Annotated in this window: 16 protein-coding genes and 1 pseudogene; 12 read left to right on the forward strand and 5 right to left on the reverse strand. The window is 55.2% G+C overall.

The window, feature by feature from the left end:
• The first annotated feature begins 270 nt into the window (after positions 1-270).
• The 12 genes and pseudogenes from BKX93_RS12590 to BKX93_RS12630 all read left to right on the forward strand — a co-directional run bounded on the left by BKX93_RS12590 (position 271) and on the right by BKX93_RS12630 (position 14,146).
• Positions 271-1,212: a KpsF/GutQ family sugar-phosphate isomerase gene (locus tag BKX93_RS12590; RefSeq protein WP_070980062.1), complete on the forward strand. Its 942-nt coding sequence runs from the start codon at positions 271-273 to the stop codon at positions 1,210-1,212.
• Between the two features lie 23 nt (positions 1,213-1,235).
• Entirely contained in the window at positions 1,236-1,988 is a 753-nt protein-coding gene (locus BKX93_RS12595; RefSeq protein ID WP_222103257.1) for an ABC transporter permease, read from the forward strand.
• A complete protein-coding gene (locus BKX93_RS12600; RefSeq protein ID WP_070980065.1) occupies positions 1,985-2,656 on the forward strand; it encodes an ABC transporter ATP-binding protein in 672 nt (223 codons plus the stop codon). Before BKX93_RS12595 ends, BKX93_RS12600 begins: the two co-directional genes overlap by 4 nt.
• Positions 2,640-3,815 (forward strand): KpsE/RkpR family capsule polysaccharide export protein, encoded by a 1,176-nt coding sequence (locus BKX93_RS12605; protein WP_222103258.1) that lies wholly within the window; start codon positions 2,640-2,642, stop codon positions 3,813-3,815. Before BKX93_RS12600 ends, BKX93_RS12605 begins: the two co-directional genes overlap by 17 nt.
• A gap of 4 nt (positions 3,816-3,819) precedes the next feature.
• Positions 3,820-5,484 (forward strand): polysaccharide biosynthesis/export family protein, encoded by a 1,665-nt coding sequence (locus BKX93_RS12610; protein WP_186009417.1) that lies wholly within the window; start codon positions 3,820-3,822, stop codon positions 5,482-5,484.
• A gap of 10 nt (positions 5,485-5,494) precedes the next feature.
• A complete protein-coding gene (gene wecB, locus BKX93_RS23745; protein ID WP_083340536.1) occupies positions 5,495-6,616 on the forward strand; it encodes a non-hydrolyzing UDP-N-acetylglucosamine 2-epimerase in 1,122 nt (373 codons plus the stop codon).
• The gene (locus BKX93_RS23750; protein WP_083340537.1) at positions 6,613-8,091 is read left to right on the forward strand and encodes a capsular polysaccharide export protein, LipB/KpsS family; all 1,479 of its coding nucleotides are present in this window, start codon (positions 6,613-6,615) and stop codon (positions 8,089-8,091) included. Before wecB ends, BKX93_RS23750 begins: the two co-directional genes overlap by 4 nt.
• Positions 8,088-9,926 carry a glycosyltransferase gene (locus tag BKX93_RS23755; RefSeq protein WP_083340538.1) on the forward strand — a complete coding sequence of 613 codons (1,839 nt, stop codon included), beginning with the start codon at positions 8,088-8,090 and terminating at the stop codon, positions 9,924-9,926. The genes BKX93_RS23750 and BKX93_RS23755 overlap by 4 nt, the downstream gene beginning before the upstream one ends.
• 170 nt (positions 9,927-10,096) lie before the next feature.
• Positions 10,097-10,441 (forward strand): annotated as a pseudogene (locus tag BKX93_RS26035) (capsular polysaccharide export protein, LipB/KpsS family); the annotation flags it as partial.
• Between the two features lie 27 nt (positions 10,442-10,468).
• Positions 10,469-12,133, forward strand: coding sequence for a capsular polysaccharide biosynthesis protein (locus tag BKX93_RS12620; RefSeq protein ID WP_483294888.1), 1,665 nt, complete (start codon positions 10,469-10,471; stop codon positions 12,131-12,133).
• 21 nt (positions 12,134-12,154) lie between these two features.
• Positions 12,155-13,477: a capsule biosynthesis protein gene (locus BKX93_RS12625; protein ID WP_070980072.1), complete on the forward strand. Its 1,323-nt coding sequence runs from the start codon at positions 12,155-12,157 to the stop codon at positions 13,475-13,477.
• Between the two features lie 183 nt (positions 13,478-13,660).
• Entirely contained in the window at positions 13,661-14,146 is a 486-nt protein-coding gene (locus tag BKX93_RS12630; protein WP_046156299.1) for a hypothetical protein, read from the forward strand.
• A gap of 47 nt (positions 14,147-14,193) precedes the next feature.
• Here BKX93_RS12630 and galE read toward each other — a convergent pair whose 3' ends face one another.
• From galE to dusB, 5 genes are all read right to left on the reverse strand, one after another.
• The gene (galE, locus tag BKX93_RS12635) at positions 14,194-15,198 is read right to left on the reverse strand and encodes a UDP-glucose 4-epimerase GalE (protein WP_046156300.1); all 1,005 of its coding nucleotides are present in this window, start codon (positions 15,196-15,198) and stop codon (positions 14,194-14,196) included.
• Between the two features lie 110 nt (positions 15,199-15,308).
• A complete protein-coding gene (gene purD / locus BKX93_RS12640; RefSeq protein WP_046167803.1) occupies positions 15,309-16,586 on the reverse strand; it encodes a phosphoribosylamine--glycine ligase in 1,278 nt (425 codons plus the stop codon).
• A gap of 131 nt (positions 16,587-16,717) precedes the next feature.
• Positions 16,718-18,295, reverse strand: coding sequence for a bifunctional phosphoribosylaminoimidazolecarboxamide formyltransferase/IMP cyclohydrolase (gene purH, locus BKX93_RS12645; RefSeq protein WP_070980074.1), 1,578 nt, complete (start codon positions 18,293-18,295; stop codon positions 16,718-16,720).
• A gap of 180 nt (positions 18,296-18,475) precedes the next feature.
• Complete coding sequence (locus BKX93_RS12650; RefSeq protein ID WP_011134100.1) at positions 18,476-18,712, reverse strand: helix-turn-helix domain-containing protein; 237 nt, start codon at positions 18,710-18,712, stop codon at positions 18,476-18,478.
• A 45-nt stretch (positions 18,713-18,757) separates the two neighbouring features.
• Positions 18,758-19,816 (reverse strand): tRNA dihydrouridine synthase DusB, encoded by a 1,059-nt coding sequence (gene dusB, locus BKX93_RS12655; RefSeq protein ID WP_046167805.1) that lies wholly within the window; start codon positions 19,814-19,816, stop codon positions 18,758-18,760.
• Positions 19,817-19,868 lie beyond the last annotated feature (52 nt).

A 19,868-nucleotide genomic window follows, 5' to 3' on the forward strand; every position in this document is an offset into this window, starting at 1 on the left:
GGCTCGCCGCATCAAATTTTCATAAATACGCTATTTCTTCTGCTCCTGCCATTGGAATCACGAACCAAGAGAGAGTCTGCGCACATTCTATTTTGTTACAAAAAGAACAACTATTTGTCATTGATTGGATTTAAATGCCCTTTAATCATATTGTAAACGAAATGAAAACGAGTATTTTTTAAAAAAACTGCAACAAAACGTTCAAAGCCATGGCAGAATTATACATTCCGATACAATTTTGATACCAAGCACGCACTTTAAACCATAAACATGACCCAGCATGCGCACACAGGATCGGCAGTCTTCGCGGAGCAGGCCCGAGCGCTCCAGGCTCAGGCGGACAGACTGTCTGACGACTTCGACCATGCGGTGGAGCTGATTCACGCCACGCAAGGCAAACTGATCGTCTGCGGCATGGGCAAATCCGGCATCATCGGCCGCAAGATCGCCGCCACTTTCGCGTCCACCGGCACCTCCAGCTTCTTCGTCCACCCCGGCGAAGCCTTCCATGGCGACCTGGGCATGATCAGCCCGCAGGACAGCGTGCTGCTGCTGTCCAACAGCGGCGAGACCGAGGAAGTGCTGCGCCTGCTGCCTTACCTGAAACACATCGGCGCGCCGGTATTGGCCATCACCGGCAGAAGCGATTCGACGCTGGCCCGCGAAGCGGACTGCGTCTTGCTGGTACCGATCGAGCGCGAAGCCTGCCCCCATAATCTGGCTCCCACCACGTCGACCACCCTGACGCTGGTGATGGGCGACGCGCTGGCCGTGGCCTTGATGGAACTGCGCCAGTTCCAGCCCACCGACTTCGCCCGCTTCCATCCCGGCGGCTCCCTGGGCAGAAAATTGCTGACCCGCGTCCGCGACGTGATGACGCCGACCGTTCCCAGCAACCATCCCGGCGATGATTTCAAGCAAGTGGTCAACCACATGACCAAGGGCTGCATGGGCCTGACCGTGGTGCTAGACGATGATGGCTGCCTGCTGGGCATCATCACCGACGGCGACCTGCGCCGCGGCATGGAACGCAGCGACGCGGCCGATACGCTGAGCGCCCGCCAGCTGATGACGCCCACGCCGTTGACCATTCCCTGCGATGCGATGTTCGCGGACGCGGAAGAGCTGATGCTGAAACGCAAGATCACGTCCCTGATCGCGGTGGACCAGCGCAACCGCCCGGCCGGCATCGTCAAGTATTTCGATCTGTGATGGCGCGCAATGGTTGGAACATCATGTGCAATTCCGTGCATGCGTTGTTCCTGAGAGAGCTCAAAACCCGCTTCGGCGAATACCGGCTGGGCTATCTGTGGGCGCTGCTGGAGCCCGTCCTGCAGATGATGGTGATGCTGGCGATCATGGGTTTCCTGTTGCATCGCGTGATGCCGGACATTTCCTTCCCGGTCTTTTTCGTATGCGGCATCGTGCCCTACTCGCTGTTTTCCAACATCGCCACCCGCTCGCTCAACGCCATTGAGGCCAACCGCGGGCTATTCAGCTATCGCCCGGTGCATCCCGTGGATGCCGTATTGGCGCGCTCATTGCTGGAGTGCCTGATCCAGGGCGGCTGCTTCGCGGCGCTGCTGGCCGGCCTGTGGCTGCTGGGCGAGCCGATGCGCATCGACAATCTCCCCATGCTGCTCTCGATCTGGCTGGCGCTGGCGCTTCTATCGCAAGGGATAGGTTTCGCCTTCATGGTGCTGGGACATGCCTTCAAGGCCGCGGACAAGATTTTGCCGCTGCTGCTCCGTCCGCTGTATTTCGCCAGCGGCGTGATGTTTTCACTGCATGTGTTCCCGCCCGAGTTTCGCTATCTGGTGGACTGGAATCCGCTGCTGCACGCCTTCGAGCTGATGCGCCATGCCGTTTCCCCCAGCTATCCGCTGTACGACATCAGCCTGAGCTATTTATGGCTGTGGGCGCTGGTTTCCCTATTCATTGGACTCTTGCTTTACAAGGCCCGCGAACCGGCCATTCTGCGCTCATGATCCAGATCCGCAATCTCAGCAAGTCCTATCGCACCCCGGCAGGACGGCACTACGTATTCAAAAACCTGACGGTGGACATCCCATCCGGCGTCAGCGTGGGCCTCATCGGCCGCAACGGCGCCGGCAAGTCCACGCTGCTGCGCATCTTGGGCGGCATGGACCGGCCAGACTGCGGTTCGGTGCATACCGACCGCACAGTCTCCTGGCCGGTAGGTTTGTCCAGCGGCTTCCAAGGCAGCATGACTGGCCGCGAAAACGTCAAGTTCGTCGCCAGGCTCTACGCCGACAAGCATGAACTGCTGGAAAAAGTGGCCTTTGTCGAAGCCTTTGCAGAGCTGGGCAAGCATTTCGACATGCCGATCAAGACCTATTCCTCAGGAATGAAATCCCGGCTGGGATTTGGCTTGTCCATGGCGTTCGACTTCGACTACTACCTGATCGATGAAGTCACTGCGGTAGGCGACGCCAGCTTTAAAGCCAAAAGCGCCCGGTTGATGGAGGGAAAGCGCCGGCAAAGCCAGTTTTTGATGGTGTCGCACAGCATGGCCGAGATTCAGCGCATCTGCGACGCCGCCCTGCTGCTGGGCCGGGAAGGCGTGCGCTACTACAACCAGATCGACGAGGCCATCGAGGCCTATAAGAAAGAAGAAGATGTTCAAGTGGTTTGAAAATCCAGGATCCCAGGCAGATGGCGCATCCGTCCTCCCCTCATCCTTGTTGCTGCAAGGCTGGCTGCGACGCGCCAGCCGCGACAAGTTGGCCCTGCTGCTGATTGCCCTTCCGCTGTTATTGACCGGCCTCTACTTCGCCACCATCGCGCATGATCGCTATGTCAGCGAGTCGCGCGTCATCGTCAAGCGCGGATCGGACGATCGGGGAGGCAGCCTTGACCTGGGCTTCCTGCTGGGCGGCAACGCCTCCACCCTGCGCGAAGACGCCATGCTGCTGCAGCAATACATCCACTCTCCGGACATGCTGGCGCGGCTGGACAAAACGCTGGACCTGAAGCAGGCCTTCGCCGAACCCGCCGGTTGGGACTGGTTTTATCGCCTGCCGGCCAACGCTACCCGCGAGGAGTTCCTGAATTACTATCGCGGACGCGTCGACGTGCAGTTCGATGAGAAAACCGCGTTGCTGGTCATCCGCAGCCAGGGATTCACATCGCGGTTTTCTCAACAGCTCAACCAGGCCATCCTGGCCGAAAGCGAGCGCTTCATCAATGAGCTGTCGCACAAGATCAGCCGCGAAGACATGGCCTTCGCCCAGAAGGAAGTGGACTACGCCTACCGCGAACTCAGCCGGGCTCGCGAACAGTTATTGAGCTATCAGAACCGCCACGGCCTGATCGACCCGCACGCCCAGGCGCAGGCCACCGGACAACTGGTGGCGGAATTAGAGGGCAAACAGGCGCAACTGGAAGCGGAGCTGCGCAATTTGCAAAGCTATCTGCAAAGCGACTCGCCGCAAGTCATCGCCGCCCGCAACGCGCTGGATGCGTTGACAACCCAGGTCGCCCGCGAGAAGTCCAAACTGGTCTCGCCCGATGACGACAAGTTGAACCGCAAGACCGCGCAGTTCCAGGAAATACGCGCTTATGCGGAGTTCCGCACCGACCTGTACAAGCTGGCGCTCACCGCGTTGGAAAAATCCAAAGTCGCCTCCGCGCACAAACTCAAAAGCCTGGCCGTGATCAGCGCCCCCCAACTGCCGGAAGAAGCGGAATACCCCCGCAGGCTCTACGTGCTGGGCTCGCTGCTGCTGCTTTGCGGCTTGCTGTACGGCACCGTGCGCCTGACGCTGTCCATCATTGAAGATCACAAAATTTAAAACAATGCGCCTGACACCCCTCATCCTGTTGTTTGCCTCCAGCTCGGTCCTTGCCCTGCCCGGCACGCCCATGGGCAGCCCGGCCGCGCCCGATGCCGCCGCCGTAGCCGCGATCAAAAGCGCGTCGACCACGCCCCTGCCCGCCGCGCCGCAGGCGGCCGCGGAACCGCAAGTCCCGGTGCAAGCGCCCAGCCGCATGTTCGGCTCGCAGCTGTTCGGCGGTACCTTCCGCCACAGCGCCGGCATCGGCTTCAACCCCGACTATCAGATCAGCATCGGCGACCGCATCTCCTTGCGCCTGTGGGGCGCCTTCATGTACGAGGGCCAGCTGGCCGTCGATCCGCAAGGCAATATCTTCGTCCCCAATATCGGCCCCGTCACCGTGTCCGGCGTGCGCAACGGCGAACTCAACACGGTCCTCTCCAATCACGTGCGCCGCGTATACAAGGCCAATGTCCACGCCTACGCCTCGCTGGACATCGCCCAACCGGTGAAAGTCTTCGTCACCGGCTTCGTCAAGCAACCCGGCCTGTATGGCGGGATCGCGGCCGACAGCGTGCTGAGCTACCTGGATAAAGCCGGCGGCGTGGACGCCGAGCGCGGCAGCTATGTCGACATCTCGATCCGCCGCGGCGACACCCTTCGTAAGCATCTGAACCTTTATGACTTCCTGCTGAATGGCAAACTGGATCTGGTGCAATTTTCCGATGGCGACGTAATCATCGTCGGCCCGCGCCAGCACACCTTCGCCGTCAACGGCGAGGTATACAACGTCAACGACTTCGAGTTCGGCAAAAACCAGATCAGCGTCCATGACGCGCTGGCCATGGCGCGCCCCAAACCCGGCGCCACCCATATCAGCATCACTCGGCGGCAAGGCAGCGCAAAAACCAGCGAATACTACCCTCTCGCCGGCGCCGGCAGCGTCACGCTGAATGACGGCGATCAGCTGACCGTGACTGCCGACCGCTATGCCGGAACGATCCAGGTCCGCGTGGAAGGGGCGCATTCCGGCGAGCACGCCATCGTGCTGCCCTATGGCGCGACGATGGCTGACGTATTGGCAAAGGTCCGCTCCAACAGCATGTCGCAAACCGATTCCATCCAGTTGTTCCGCAAGTCGGTGGCCGAACGCCAGAAAGCCATGCTGGCCCTGTCCTTGCAAAAACTCCAGGAAACCGCCTTTTCCGCCCGCTCCTCCACCAAGGAGGAGTCCGAGCTGCGCACCCGCGAAGCCGAGCTGATTGAGCGCTTCGTCGCCAAGGCCGGCAAAGTCGAGCCCAAGGGCCAGGTCGTGCTGAACGAAAAAGCCCTGCAAACCACCCTGCTGGAAGACGGCGACGTGATCCGGATACCGGAAAAAACCAGCGTGGTCATGGTCCATGGCGATGTGCTGTTCCCCAATGCCGTCAGCTGGCAGTCGGGACTGAACGTGGGCGACTACGTGGAGCAAGTGGGCGGTTACAACCAGAGCGCCGACAAATCCCGCCTGGTTCTCATGAAACAGAACGGCGAGGCGCTGCCCGTCAGCGAACGCGCCAAAGTCGCCGCCGGCGACGAAGTGATGGTGATGCCCAAGATAGACAGCAAAAACATCGAGGTCACCCGCGGCATCACCCAGATTCTGTACCAGATCGCCGTAGCGGCAAAAGTTATTTTAGACCTTTAAAGATATATATATGCGCATACTAACTATTTTCGGCACTCGGCCTGAAGCAATTAAAATGGCCCCTTTAGTTATTGAACTTAATAGCATAAAGGGAATAGATGCTCGTGTTTGCGTCACGGGACAGCATAGAGAAATGCTTGATCAAGTCCTAAAATTATTCGAGATAGAACCAGATTATGATTTGAATATAATGCGACCAAATCAAACGCTGCAAAGTGTTACCACCGACATCATTTCCTCTCTATCTCCAATATTAGAAGACTTCAAGCCCGACTCTGTTTTGGTTCACGGAGACACTACAACAACCTTTGCTGCGTCGATTGCTGCTTTTTATAAGCAAATAAACATCGCTCATATTGAGGCTGGATTGCGAACAGGCAACATCTATTCGCCTTGGCCAGAAGAAGGGAATCGAAAACTTACCAGCATCATTGCACATTTACATTTTGCGCCCACAATCAGCTCATATGAAAATTTGCTCAAAGAAAATATTCCTAGCGATAAAATATTTATCACGGGCAATACTGTAATTGATGCTTTATTGATGGCCATTGAAAAATTAAATAATTGTGAAACTTTAAGACGCTCCATTGAAGAGAAATTCTCTTTTCTTGACAAAAAAAGAAAATCAGTACTGATCACGGCACATAGACGAGAAAATTTTGGCGACGGAATTAAAAATATATGCAATGCAATTAAGAAACTTGCCGATGAATATAAAGATTTTGACTTCATATATCCGATTCATATGAATCCAAAAATTCAAGTTCCAGTCAAAGCCGCACTAACAGGCATTCCAAACATACACTTAATAGAACCTCTAGATTACTTGCCATTTATTTACATAATGTCACGCGCAACCATTATTTTAACTGACTCTGGTGGCATTCAAGAAGAAGCTCCAACCTTAGGAAAACCGGTTCTCGTGATGCGCGATACCACAGAAAGACCTGAAGCAGTCGCAGCAGGAACCGTTAGATTAGTTGGTACAAATACGGAGACTATCATCAAGGAATTTAAAAAAATTATAGATGACGAAGATGAATACAACAGAATGGCAAAGGCAAAAAATCCATATGGCGATGGTAAGTCACGAAAGATTATTGTTAGCAAGATAATTGGAGATCAATGATGATATTATTTTCAGACAATCACAATTTTAAAAAACAAAACTTCCCAGCCCTTTTCAAGACACTTGACAATAATTCCATCCTCTATGAATTTGACCAATCCAATACAGAACTAAAATCCTCTTGGGGAAGGTACTCAACCAGCAATAATCAAGAGCACTCCATCCATGATCACTCAGACTTAATTAATGAACAATCATTTGGCATTTATTTATACCCTATATATAAGTTTGAATTACTCTTCATCTGCGCATCCAATGAGGAATGGATAGCACTTGGCGAACATTGTGAAAAAGCTACCATCAGATTTTTCATGACCAAATATCCTGAAAAGCTGAATCAACTTCGCTTTATCAGCAAGTTTTGGCTAGAACACTGGAGAGATTGTTTTTCCGCAAAGAAACCAACCATTGGAATTTCATTTGGCGGAAATACAATATATACAAGAGCCTTTTGCGAGATAGCCAAGATCAACCAAATACCTTCTTTTATAACTGAGCACTTTTTTACTGGGACTGATTTTTATTTTGAAAAAAGATATGAATCAATAACTAATAACTCATTATTAAAGAGTAAATCTTACACTAAAAGAAAATTGGCTCAACAAGCCAACCACATCCATAGCATTCAAAAGCTAAGCCTTGCAAAAAATAAAAATGTAGTTCAGCCTTCTTATCAATCCTTTCACAAAAAAGACTATTGCTTAGTTATTGCACAAGTCAGCAATGATTTTGCTATTTTATCCGACAGAAACAAATACAAAAACTCGATACAATTTTACATCGACTTCATAAATAAATTCTTAACAAGTACGAAAAGAAATATCGTTATAAAAACACACCCCTATGAAAAAAGGAAAAATTCTGAAGGGCGCGCCATAACATTTGAAATACTACATAATTTCATAGGAAATTTACCTCAAGAGCAACAAGAACGCATTTCATTAGTTGAGGATTATTCAATTCATGGCCTCATTGACAATTGCAAATATGCGATTACGTTAAACTCGCAATCAGCATTTGATGTGGTTGCAAGAGGAAAGCCAATTGCATGCTTTGGAAATCCTTTCTATGGGCACCATGGATTTACATACGATTTTGATACCATCGATGCTTTTTTTAAAGAACAACCTATAGCACTTACCACGGATCAACTAACACTTTTTTGGGAATACATGTCAGTCTGCTTTTCACACTTAATTGGCGAAAGCGACAGCATTAAAATTCAAACACTACTCGACATTCACAAAATACCAAAAAATAAGAATTCCCATAATCAAATTTCTCGTGCCAATTCAAAAGAACCATCTATTGCAAGCGATAAAACCCAAATAACACGCAATAAACCATCAGCTAACATTTCACCTTATGGGGCTGTCAGCAAGAGAAAATTAAGGAAATTGATAAAAAATCCAAAAGCATTCTTACTGGATAGCAAATCAAACCTTTTGAATAAAATTGGACAGTTAATAAAATGAAAATCGCTATATACATTAATAATGGGATTTCTGAAAAATATACCTCCCCTCTCTTTCACCTATTTTCTAAAGAGATAAGCTCACGCCACAACATACGCTCTTCCTTCAAAAAAATATCCAAAAAAGAATTTAATATATTTACCGAGGCAACAAAAACCATTACCGACATAATTAAGAAGCATAACTTATCTTCTTATGGTTTGATTCTTGATGCCTCTACTATTAATCTTGATTTTATCCATGAAATCCTTGCTGCCAAATTCTGCATTTTGCTAGGCGAAGTTGACATTAAACAAAAAAATATTCTAGAAAAGCTACCAATTATCAAACATGGTGGAATTTTCAAGAAAGTAAGCAAATCCGAGCACTGCACACTCTCCCTTTGTGAACATGATGCCCTCCCTTCAATTTATGAATCCTTCATTGAGAAGGATATCTGCACCGATAACTTACATGTTATAACTACACATGAAAAAAATAACCATGTGATGATGTCTGATATGTTCTCAGACATTGGTGTCAAACTCTCGTACTATATTTCTACTCCCGCCATATATGAGTTTCTAATCAAAAATTCAGCCAATTTAATTTCACCAATCACAAGATCCTTAGAAATAGATTTTTCCAACAATCTCGCAATAGAAACATATATTTCTACGGATAAACTGGCTGATAAGATACATTATCTCTCTGAAATAAGTAGTAATGAGCCAGACAATATTAGTGACGATTCTGTAATTAATATTGTTTGTTACAAGCCATCATATTTATTTAAAGACCTAGTCGAGCGATTTGAGAAAAGAGGATGTATTCATTCTGACTTCCCATTAAAAAATGCTAGTTCATATATCTGGATGCGCCCACAGGAAATATGGCATTTGGATTACCTCGAAAGAGGCATTGACAATCCAGAAATATCAAAAAACTATAAGTCATCATATGACTCCATGAAGTCAGAGTTACCTACTCACGAAGATATAATTAAAAAATCTATTGCAATTCACCATGGAACCTGCTTTGAACCTCTCTATCAATTTAATTATAATAATCTAGCTAAATCCCTTTCTTCAATTAAGCATGTTGTCGGGGTTTGCGAGATCGAAGAATGTTATGGCCCATCGTATTCTATCGCCAATAAAAACAACTTCACATTCATACCAATTGGGTATGACGACAATGTATTTACCTCGAATTTCTGGAAAACTTCAGAAAAGCCCGCAAAATCCAAATTGAATATTGGTTTTGTAGGAAGGGCCTATGGAACAACAAATAAAGACTTATTGAAAAAAAGCTCACTCGCTGAGCCAAAGGGTTATCGAAAAGGTGGCGATCTATGTCTAGATATTTCGCTACGCCTAAAAGCAATAGGAATAGACTTTGAATTACATATTTTGGGACAGAATTGGGAAGAGCTAACAAGTCAGTTCGATGCCTATGAAATAGACTATAAGTATTATGCTCGAGATAAAAATATTACATATAAAGACTATCCAAAAGTCTATTCGGATATGGACATTTTGCTCATTTCTGCTAGGTGCGAAGGTGGACCAGTAAGTGCGATTGAAGCTTTATCACTAGGAATAAATGTTGTCAGCACTGATGTTGGCGTAGTTAAGTTTCTGGAGAAAAAACTTTCAGCATCAAAAGGATGCGCGACATTCCAATACGACAAAAAATGGCATATTGCTGACACTGAAGCTGCGGTTAAGCATATCAATGATATTTATCACAGAAAAATATTCAAAGAAGATAGAGAGGAGATAAGATCTGCAGTAAAAAAATACACCACCGATCATTGGGTACTTTCCATTTTTAATATGGCTAAAGACCTCTAACTTCAAAATGATGCAATTGCTCTTCATCATATTAAATTTTCTGGGATAGAAACGCAGGTTCTCCATATTCATCCGCAATTACAACAAGGCATACATACATCTGGTGCTTACTCATGTCGATGCGGTCTTGGAATATGGCGACCTGTACTACTAATAAACAAGTCCATACAATGATCGCAATAAGATCCGCGGGCATCGCTCGCATTCCGCATCTGACAGCCCTGATCGGCTTGCCAGTGCGGTACATACGTAGCCCGTGGGTGCGTAATACAGCTAGATTGGTTGCGGTAGCGGGTTGGGGATTGCGGCCATCGTCTCTCCACGCGCAAACACTTGCCCACTCGCTCTCGCTCCCCTACTGGTCGCTGGAAGATGGATTTCTCCGCTCCTTGGGGCTGGGTGTTGATGGTGCTTTCCCTCTATCCATCGTACTGGACGATATCGGCATCTATTACGATGCCACTTGCCCTTCTCGACTGGAGCAAACTCTGAACGCTGGCCCATTATCAGTCGCGTCGATTCCGAATGCAGCCAGAGGCTTAATGTGGATCAGACATCACCGCCTGTCGAAATATAATCACGCACCACCGTTTGTCCAACCAGAGCAAGGCCGTAGTGTTCGCGTATTAGTGCTGGATCAAACCGAAGGAGATATTTCCGTACGCCTTGGAGGAGCACACAAGGCCTCATTTGAACAAATGCTGGCAGTTGCCCGCCGGGAACATCCGTATGCTGAAGTATGGATCAAGACCCACCCGGATGTTCTCGCAGGCAAGAAGCGCGGCTATCTGCCACAGGTGCCAGAAGACGCACGGCTGCTGGCCGAAGACATCTGTCCGCAATCGCTGCTTTCCCAAGTTGATATCGTTTATACCGTCACCTCTCACATGGGTTTCGAAGCGTTGATCGCCGGCTGCAAGGTCGTGTGCTTCGGCATGCCTTGGTATGCCGGCTGGGGATTGACCGACGACCGCCATCCCGACATGCCCAAGCTGAGCGAGCGGCGCCAGCGGCGCTGCACGCTGGAAGAGCTGTTCCACGCAGCCTATCTGCAATACGCCCGTTACATTCATCCGGAGACCGGCCAGCCAGGCACCTTCTTTGACGTTGCGGAATGGATTCGACAGAACCGGGAACTACGGGAACAGACCAGCGGGACGCTCTGGTGCGTGGGCATGAGCTTGTGGAAGCGGGCAGCTGTCTGGCCCTTTCTCAAGACGCCGGACAACCGCCTGCGTTTCATTTCCAGACTAGACAAGCTGCCCGCCGCCTTGCCGCCGGACAGCAAGCTGGTGGTTTGGGGCATGCAGCCGGATATCGCCGAATGGGCGGCGCAGCGTGGCCTGCCTTTGCTCAGAATGGAGGATGGCTTTCTGCGCTCGGTCGGTCTCGGCTCCAACTTGATGCCCCCGATGTCGCTGGTGGTGGACCGCGGCGGCCTGTACTACTCACCGCATTCAGGCTCCGACCTTGAGCGCTTGCTCAACACGCTGCAGCTTGATGATTGGCAAATCACGCGTGCGGCGCGTCTCAGGCAACAGTTGGTCGAGTTGAAGCTCAGCAAGTACAACGTGGGGGGCGGTTTCCAGGTTCCCGCGGAAGCCGCGGGCAAAACCGTAGTGCTGGTGCCGGGACAGGTGGAAGATGACGCCTCGATCCGCGAAGCCTCGCCGGAGATACGCTGCAACCTTGAGCTACTGCGTGAGGCCCGGCAACTTCGCCCGGATGCCTGGCTGATCTACAAACCGCATCCTGACGTCGTATCCGGCAACCGCCAAGGCATGGTCCCTGCCAGCGAGCTAGCCCGATTGGCCGATCAGGTCGCCACGGGAGCAGACATTGCCGACTGCCTGGCGGCGGCAGATGAGATCCATACCATGACCTCTCAGGCAGGATTCGAAGCCTTGCTTCAGGGCAAAAGAGTTCACTGCTACGGCAGTCCGTTCTATGCAGGATGGGGGCTCACCGTTGACCGGCTGCCGCTCCCGCACCGCCAGCGCCGGCTGACTTTGGACCAGTTGGTCTACGGCGCATTGATCGCCTACCCCCGCTATACGATTCCCGGTCACGATGGCTTCGCCCGCGTGGAAGTGGTTGTGGAATATTTGCGTCGGCAAAAAGCCTGCGACCATGCAAACTATGTCTCAACCCGCTGGCTGGCCCGTCAATGGCGCAAAGCGCGCGGCTTGCTGCGCACCCTTCGCTGACCATAAAACATCAAAAGAACCATGCTTGCCGCCCAACCTTTGCTCAGACACCGCCGGCTGCTGCTGCTGCAGGGGCCGATGGGGCCCTTTTTCAATGCCCTGTCCGATTGGCTACGCGACAATGGCGTCGCCGTCCACAAGATCAATTTCAATGGCGGCGACAGGCTCTATCATCGCCGCCTGCCAAGCACCGACTACGATGGCCGACAGGAAAACTTCGCGGCCTGGCTGACCTTGTTTCTACAAGACAAGCAAATCGATGGCGTGGTCTGCTTTGGCGACTGCCGCCGCTATCATCGCATCGCCGCCGAGCTTTGCCGAGACCGGAAACTGGCCTTCTATGCCTTCGAGGAAGGTTATCTGCGTCCAGACTATGTCACCCTTGAGTCCGGTGGCGTCAACGCTTATTCGAAATTGGCAGACGATCCGGCCGCCATTCTGAAGCATGAGCCCAGCGACTCCCCCGCACCCCGGCCAACTCAGCCATCATTCCGCAGGATGGCGTACACCGCCATCAGTTATTACGCCGCCGGCTGGCTATGGAGACGGCGATATCCTCATTACCAGCACCACAAGGATTTCTCCCCGTTCCGCGAATGCGCGCTATGGCTGCGTTCCGGCTGGCGCAAGCAGTGTTATCGGCTAAGCGAGCGCGCCATCACCCGGCGCGTGCTGTCCGGCCCCGGGCAAGGCTATTACCTGACGGCATTGCAGGTCTTCAACGACAGCCAGATTCTGAATCACAGCCACTATAGAGACGTGACGGATTTCATCGACGACGTCATTTCATCCTTCGCGCGCCACGCTCCCTCGGATCGGCATCTGGTGCTGAAACACCACCCTATGGACCGCGGCCACCGCAATTACCGTCATTTGATCGAAGGTTTAGCGCAGAAAGCCGGCATCGCCGACAGGGTACATTACCTGCACGACGCGCATCTGCCTTCCTTGTTGAAGCAGAGCCTGGGCGTGGTCACCGTCAACAGTACCGTCGGCTTGTCCGCTCTGCACCACGGCAAGCCTCTGGCGGTCATGGGGCGCGCGCTGTATGACATGGAGGGGCTGACTTTCCAACATGGGTTGGATCGTTTCTGGCGAGAGTGTCAACCGCCGCAACGAGAGTTGTATGGCAAGCTGCGCTCCTATCTGATCAGACACACCCAGCTCAACGGCGCTTTTTTCGGCGAATCGCACTGGCTGCCTCGCCAAACACGCCGGCGTTCTTTCACATCTGCCTTTGCGCCCCTATTGCTCTCTCTGACAACGGTTTTCCTTATTGAGCTGGACGAGGCTGCAGAAATCACTGCTCTGTGGGAATGGCTAGGCCGTCTGTGGCCAACCTAAAAACAGCGGGTAAAACACGATGCGTTGCCAAAACTTGAGCCAAAACCTCTCTGCAGGCAATAAGTCAAATTCGTCTTATAATTTAAAAATATATGTAAAAATAAAATTACATGCCAATTATTTACACAAATTGTGAATTTGATTACTGTCAGATGCCATAACCCACAATAATGGAGTGTCTAGATGTCCGTTCGTTCCGCGTTGTTCGCCGCTCTGTTGCTCCCCGCTCTTCCGGCATTGGCCGACGTATCGCTGCTGGTCCCTTTCGCCTCCAAACATTACGGCTGCAATAGCCACAAGCACAATTGCGATTTCGAGCAGTTCAATCCCGGACTGGGCGCGGAGTGGTCGCCTCAGGAATATCCATGGGGCCGGCCCATTGTTCGCGGCGCCGTTTATCGCGACTCCGCTAAAAAAACCGCGTACTACGCTGCCGCCGGGTGGCGCAAGGATTTCAACGTGGCAGGTGACTTCAAGATGGGGCTGGGCATCTACGGCGGCTATCTAAACGGTTCCGACCACAATGGCTTCGCTGCCCTGCCCTTTGTATCGGTAGGCTACAAGAAATTGTCGTTCGAAGTCGGGTACGGCGACTCCAAGCTAGGCCACCACAAGCACAAGGAAAATGTGGACCATGTGCTGACATTCAACGCCCGCTACGATTTCTAAGCTATATCAGCATAAAAAATGGTCCGGCATTGCCGGACCATTTTCATTTATGGAAAACCCGCCGGGTTCCGGCTCTGCCAGCGCCAGCTATCGCGGCACATTTCTTCCAGGCCCTTTTCAGCTCGCCAGCCCAGCAGGCGCTCGGCGGCGGCCGGGTTGGCCCAGCACTCCGCGATGTCGCCCGGGCGGCGCGCGACGATCTCGTGCGGCACGGCCACTTCGTTGACGCGCTCGAAGGTCTTCACCATGTCGAGCACCGAGTATCCCTTGCCCGTGCCCAGATTCGCCGTCAACAAACCGGGTTGCCCGTGCAATGCCTGCACGGCCTTCACATGGCCGACGGCGAGGTCCACCACATGGATGTAGTCGCGTACGCCGGTGCCGTCATGGGTAGGATAATCATTGCCGAATACCTTCAGGCAAGCTTGCTTGCCGCTGGCGACCTGGGTGATGAAAGGCATCAGATTATTCGGGATGCCGTTCGGGTCTTCCCCGATATCGCCGCTCTCGTGCGCGCCGATCGGATTGAAATAACGCAGCAACGCGATCCGCCATTCCGGTTCCGCCTTGGCGAAATCGCGCAGCATGTCCTCGACGATCAGCTTGCTGCGGCCGTAAGGATTGGTCGCCGACAGCGGAAAATCCTCGGTGATCGGCGTGCTGGCCGGATTGCCGTAAACGGTGGCGGAGGAGCTGAACACCAGCCGGTTCACGCCATGGCGCTTCATAGCGCGCAGCAGCGCCAGCGTGCCGCTGACATTGTTCTCGTAATACTCCAGCGGTTTGGCCACCGATTCGCCTACGGCCTTCAAACCCGCGAAATGGATCACCGCGTCGATGGGATGGCGGAACGCTTCATTCAGCGCCGCCTCGTCGCGGATATCGCCCTGGATGAAAGTCAGCGGCTTGCCGGCCAACGCCTGTACCCGCCGCAGCGCCTCTTCCTTGCTGTTGCACAGATTGTCCAACACCACCAGCTCATGGCCGGCCTCCAATAATTTAACGCAAGTATGGCTGCCGATATAACCGGCGCCGCCAGTCACCAAGATCATCGTTTCTTCCTATTTTTTTGAGCGCGCCACCATTGTAGGGAAAGATAAAGAGCGCTGTCCAAAGCAAAACAGCGTCCGGACGGACGCTGTTTCATTGTCGAGCCAAGCGATCAGTGCTTGCGCCCGATCGCCCGCGCGCCGATGTCGCGGCGGAACTGCTTGCCGGCGAACTCGATGGCGTCGGCCAATTGGTAGGCCCTGCCCTGCGCCATCTTGACGCTGTCGCCCAGCCCCACCGCGCACAGCACCCGGCCGCCGCTGGCGCGCAGCTGATGCTGCTCGTCGAACGCGGTGCCGGCATGGAACACGATGCCGTCCTCGCTCTCGGCGGGGATGCCGTGGATAGCGTCGCCCTTGCGCGGCGCGTCAGGATAGCCGGCGGCGGCCAGCACCACCCCCAAGGCGACGCGGCGGTCCCACTCGGCTTCCACCTTGTCCAGCCTGCCGTTGACGCCGGCGTCCAGCAACACGGTGAAGTCGGTTTTCAGGCGCGCCATGATGGGCTGGGTTTCCGGGTCGCCGAAACGGCAGTTGAACTCGATCACCCTGGGGTGGCCCTCGTCGTCTATCATCAGCCCGGCGTACAGGAAGCCGGTATACGGATGGCCGTCCTTCTTCATGCCCTGCACCACCGGCTGGATGATTTCGCGCATCACGCGGTTGTGCACCTCGGGCGTCACCACCGGCGCCGGGCTGTAAGCGCCCATGCCGCCGGTGTTCGGCCCCTGGTCGTGGTCCAGCAGCCGCTTGTGGTCCTGGCTGGTGGCCATCGGCAGCACGTGCTCGCCGTCCACCATCACGATGAAGCTGGCTTCCTCGCCCACCAGGAAATCCTCGATCACCACGCGGCTGCCGGCATCGCCCATCTTGTTGCCCAGCAGCATGTCGTCGATGGCGGCGTGCGCCTCGTCCAGCGTCATCGCCACCACCACGCCCTTGCCGGCGGCCAGGCCGTCGGCCTTGATCACGATGGGCGCGCCCTTGCCGTCGACGTAGCCATGCGCGGCCGCGGCGTCGGTGAAGGTCTGGTAGCCGGCGGTGGGAATGCCGTGGCTCTGCATGAAGGCCTTGGCGAAGTCCTTCGAACTTTCCAGCTGCGCGCAGTACTGCGTCGGGCCGAACACTTTCAGGCCCTCGTTGCGGAAGGCGTCCACCACGCCGGCGGCCAGCGGCGCCTCGGGGCCGACCACGGTCAGGTCGATCTTCTCTTCCTTGGCGAAAGCCAGCCACTCGGCCACGCCGTTGGCCGGGATATTGGTCAGATTCGCGTCCTGCGCGGTGCCGGCGTTGCCCGGCGCGACAAAGACCTTGGACACGCGCTTGGACTTGCCAATGCGCCAGGCCAGCGCGTGCTCGCGGCCGCCGGAGCCGATCACGAGAACTTTCATCGGGTTTCCATTCTATTGTGTGGGGCGGCGGCCCTAAGCCGCCGCCTGTTGGCGCCTACCTGAATAGCATAGCGCCAAGTCGGTTTCATTACCGCCGTTTCCGTCGGGACGCGGCGGCTTGCCGGCTGTTGTCAGTGGCGGAAATGGCGCACGCCAGTCAGCACCAGCGCGATGCCGTGCTCGTCGGCGGCGGCGAACACTTCTTCGTCGCGCATCGAGCCGCCCGGCTGGATGATGGCCTTGATGCCCTGCTCGGCGATGACGTCGATGCCATCGCGGAACGGGAAGAAGGCGTCGGACGCCGCCACCGCGCCGGCCAGGCTCAAACCGGCGTCCTGCGCCTTGCGCGCGGCGATGCGGGTGGAGTCGACGCGACTCATCTGGCCGGCGCCGATGCCGGCGGTCTGGCCATCCTTGCAGAACACGATGGCGTTGGACTTGACGTACTTGGCCACGCGCCAGGCGAACAGCAGGTCCGACATTTCCTTCGGCGTCGGCTGGCGCTTGCTGACCACGCGCAATTCGTCCAGGCCGACGTTGCGGATGTCCGGCGTCTGCACCAGCACGCCGCCGCCGACGCGCTTCAGCTCGAAACGGTTGGCGCCGGCCTGCAGCGGAATCTCCAGCACGCGCACGTTCTTCTTGGCGGCGATGATGGCCTTGGCTTCCTCGGTGAAGGACGGCGCGATCAGCACTTCCAGGAACTGGCCGGTCACGGCCTCCACCGTCGCCGCGTCCACCGGGCGGTTGAAGGCGATGATGCCGCCGAAGGCGCTGGTGGTGTCGGTGGCGAAGGCCAGCTTGTAAGCGGCCAGCGTGTCCGGGCCGACCGCCACGCCGCAGGGATTGGCGTGCTTGACGATGACGCAGGCGGTATCGTCGAAGGTCTTCACCGCCTCCCAGGCGGCGTCGGCGTCGGCGATATTGTTGTACGACAGTTCCTTGCCCTGCAGCTGCTGATAGTGGGCGATGCTGCCTGCAGCTGGGTCCAGATCGCGGTAGAAGGCGGCGGCCTGGTGCGGGTTCTCGCCGTAGCGCATGTCCTGCACCTTGATGAACTGGGCGTTCAGGCGGTTCGGGAAGGCGACGCGCTCGGGCTTGCCCGCCACCACGCCGTCGGCCAGGCTGGTCAGGTAGTTGGAGATCGCGCCGTCATAGGCGGCGGTGTGGGTGAAGGCCTTCTTGGCCAGCTCGAAACGGGTGGCCTTGGCCAGTTTGCCGCCGCTGGCCTTAAGCTCGCCCACCAGCGCCGGGTAGTCGGCGCTGTCGGTGACGATGGCGACGTGGGCCCAGTTCTTGGCCGCAGAGCGCACCATGGTCGGGCCGCCGATGTCGATGTTCTCGATCGCGTCCTCCAGCGAACAGTCCGGATTGGCGATGGTGGCCTCGAACGGATAGAGATTGACGCAGACCAGGTCGATATTGCCGATGCCGTGCTCGGCCATCGTCGCCACATGCTCGGGCAGGTCGCGCCGGCCCAGGATGCCGCCGTGCACCTTGGGATGCAGCGTCTTGACGCGGCCGTCCAGCATTTCCGGGAAGCCGGTGTAATCGGACACTTCGGTCACCGGCAGGCCGGCTTCCAGCAGCAGCTTGGCGGTGCCGCCGGTGGACAGGATGTGCACGCCCAGGGCGGACAGCTCCCTGGCGAATTCCAGCACGCCGCTCTTGTCGGACACGCTGATCAGCGCTCGTTCGATCTTGGTCATGTTTCTCTACCGCTTTGGCTATGGATGAACACAATAAAAACCCGGCCCAGGCCGCCGACGACGCGCATCGGCGAGATTTCAACTTTAGCAATCGGCAGCCTGTCCATCGAATCCCCGCCTCCCGCCGCGCGGGAGGGGCAAAAAAAACCGGCCACCCTGTTACGGTGTGGCCGGTTATCTTCAAATCAAATCATACGACTTCATCTTCTTGCGCAGCGTGTTGCGGTTCAATCCCAGCAACTCCGCTGCTCGCGTCTGGTTGCCCTGGGTGTGTATCAGCACCACCTCCAGCAGCGGCTTCTCGACACAGGCGAGCACCATGTCGTAGATCGCCGACGGCGCCTCGCCGTCCAGGTCGCGAAAGTATTGCTCCATCGCCAGCCGCACCGACTGCGATATGTGATCGTTGTTTTGCATCTTGTTATTGGTATCCAGAAGTCGGGTCCCCACCAGGCCGCGGCGTCAAGCGCCGCATGCCTCTCCCTCCGCCACGGCGCCGCCGTCGCGGTCCAACTTGTCCTCATCCTCGACTACATAGCTTAGACGATCGCCGGCGTCGCCCAGCCTGGAGAAATACTCACCCACCGCCAGCCGCTGCTCGTCGGTGCTCTCCAGCTTGTACATCTGCTGGCGGAAGGCGTTGCCGCCGGCCAGGCCCTTGGTGTACCAGGCGATGTGCTTGCGGGCGATGCGGCAGCCCGAGTACTCGCCGTAAAAACCGTAAAGCTCGTCCAGATGCTCCAGCATCAGCGCGCGTATCTCGTCCACGGTCGGCGGCGGCAGCGTCTCGCCGGTGTCCAGATAATGCTGTATCTCGCGGAAGATCCACGGCCGCCCCTGCGCCGCGCGGCCTATCATGATCGCGTCGGCGCCGGTGTAGTCCAGCACCCGGCGGGCCTTCTCGGGCGAGTCGATGTCGCCGTTGGCCACCACCGGGATGGACACCGCCTGCTTCACCGCGCGTATCGTGTCGTACTCGGCGTCGCCGCGGTACATGTCCTCGCGGGTGCGGCCATGCAGCGCCAGCGCGGCGATGCCGGCGTCCTCGGCCATCTTCGCCACCGCCAGCGCCGTCTTCACCTCCCGGCTCCAGCCGGTGCGGGTCTTCAGCGTCACCGGCACGTCCACCGCCTTCACCACCGCCTCCAGGATGCGGCCGACATTGTCCAGGTCTCGCAGCAGCGCCGAACCGGCCGCCACATTGCACACCTTCTTCGCCGGACATCCCATATTGATGTCGATGATCTGCGCGCCGTGCTCCACGTTGAGCCGGGCCGCGTCGGCCAGCATCTGCGGCTCGCCGCCGGCGATCTGCACCACGATGGGCTCGACCTCGCCTTCATGGTTGGCGCGGCGCAGCGTCTTGGGCGTGGTCCACAAGGCCTTGTTGGCGGTGATCATCTCGGACACGGCCATCCCCGCCCCCAGCCGTTTGCACAGCATGCGGAAAGGCCTGTCCGTCACCCCGGCCATCGGCGCCACGATCAGCCGGTTTTTCAGTTGGTACGGTCCTATCTGCATGACAAATAAATTACGGGTAATGGCTGGGAAGGGTCGGTATTGTATAGCGATT

Origin of the sequence: Chromobacterium vaccinii (genome assembly GCF_001855275.1) — a bacterium.
GTDB lineage: Bacteria > Pseudomonadota > Gammaproteobacteria > Burkholderiales > Chromobacteriaceae > Chromobacterium > Chromobacterium vaccinii.

What these genes read in the sequence shown, in the direction of transcription:
- BKX93_RS12590 (WP_070980062.1), top strand. Translation starts at nt 271, where the DNA reads ATGACCCAGCATGCGCACACAGGATCGGCAGTCTTCGCGGAGCAGGCC.
- BKX93_RS12595 (WP_222103257.1), top strand. Translation starts at nt 1,236, where the DNA reads ATGTGCAATTCCGTGCATGCGTTGTTCCTGAGAGAGCTCAAAACCCGC.
- BKX93_RS12600 (WP_070980065.1), top strand. Translation starts at nt 1,985, where the DNA reads ATGATCCAGATCCGCAATCTCAGCAAGTCCTATCGCACCCCGGCAGGA.
- BKX93_RS12605 (WP_222103258.1), top strand. Translation starts at nt 2,640, where the DNA reads ATGTTCAAGTGGTTTGAAAATCCAGGATCCCAGGCAGATGGCGCATCC.
- BKX93_RS12610 (WP_186009417.1), top strand. Translation starts at nt 3,820, where the DNA reads ATGCGCCTGACACCCCTCATCCTGTTGTTTGCCTCCAGCTCGGTCCTT.
- wecB (WP_083340536.1), top strand. Translation starts at nt 5,495, where the DNA reads ATGCGCATACTAACTATTTTCGGCACTCGGCCTGAAGCAATTAAAATG.
- BKX93_RS23750 (WP_083340537.1), top strand. Translation starts at nt 6,613, where the DNA reads ATGATGATATTATTTTCAGACAATCACAATTTTAAAAAACAAAACTTC.
- BKX93_RS23755 (WP_083340538.1), top strand. Translation starts at nt 8,088, where the DNA reads ATGAAAATCGCTATATACATTAATAATGGGATTTCTGAAAAATATACC.
- BKX93_RS12620 (WP_483294888.1), top strand. Translation starts at nt 10,469, where the DNA reads ATGTGGATCAGACATCACCGCCTGTCGAAATATAATCACGCACCACCG.
- BKX93_RS12625 (WP_070980072.1), top strand. Translation starts at nt 12,155, where the DNA reads ATGCTTGCCGCCCAACCTTTGCTCAGACACCGCCGGCTGCTGCTGCTG.
- BKX93_RS12630 (WP_046156299.1), top strand. Translation starts at nt 13,661, where the DNA reads ATGTCCGTTCGTTCCGCGTTGTTCGCCGCTCTGTTGCTCCCCGCTCTT.
- galE (WP_046156300.1), bottom strand. Translation starts at nt 15,198, where the DNA reads ATGATCTTGGTGACTGGCGGCGCCGGTTATATCGGCAGCCATACTTGC.
- purD (WP_046167803.1), bottom strand. Translation starts at nt 16,586, where the DNA reads ATGAAAGTTCTCGTGATCGGCTCCGGCGGCCGCGAGCACGCGCTGGCC.
- purH (WP_070980074.1), bottom strand. Translation starts at nt 18,295, where the DNA reads ATGACCAAGATCGAACGAGCGCTGATCAGCGTGTCCGACAAGAGCGGC.
- BKX93_RS12650 (WP_011134100.1), bottom strand. Translation starts at nt 18,712, where the DNA reads ATGCAAAACAACGATCACATATCGCAGTCGGTGCGGCTGGCGATGGAG.
- dusB (WP_046167805.1), bottom strand. Translation starts at nt 19,816, where the DNA reads ATGCAGATAGGACCGTACCAACTGAAAAACCGGCTGATCGTGGCGCCG.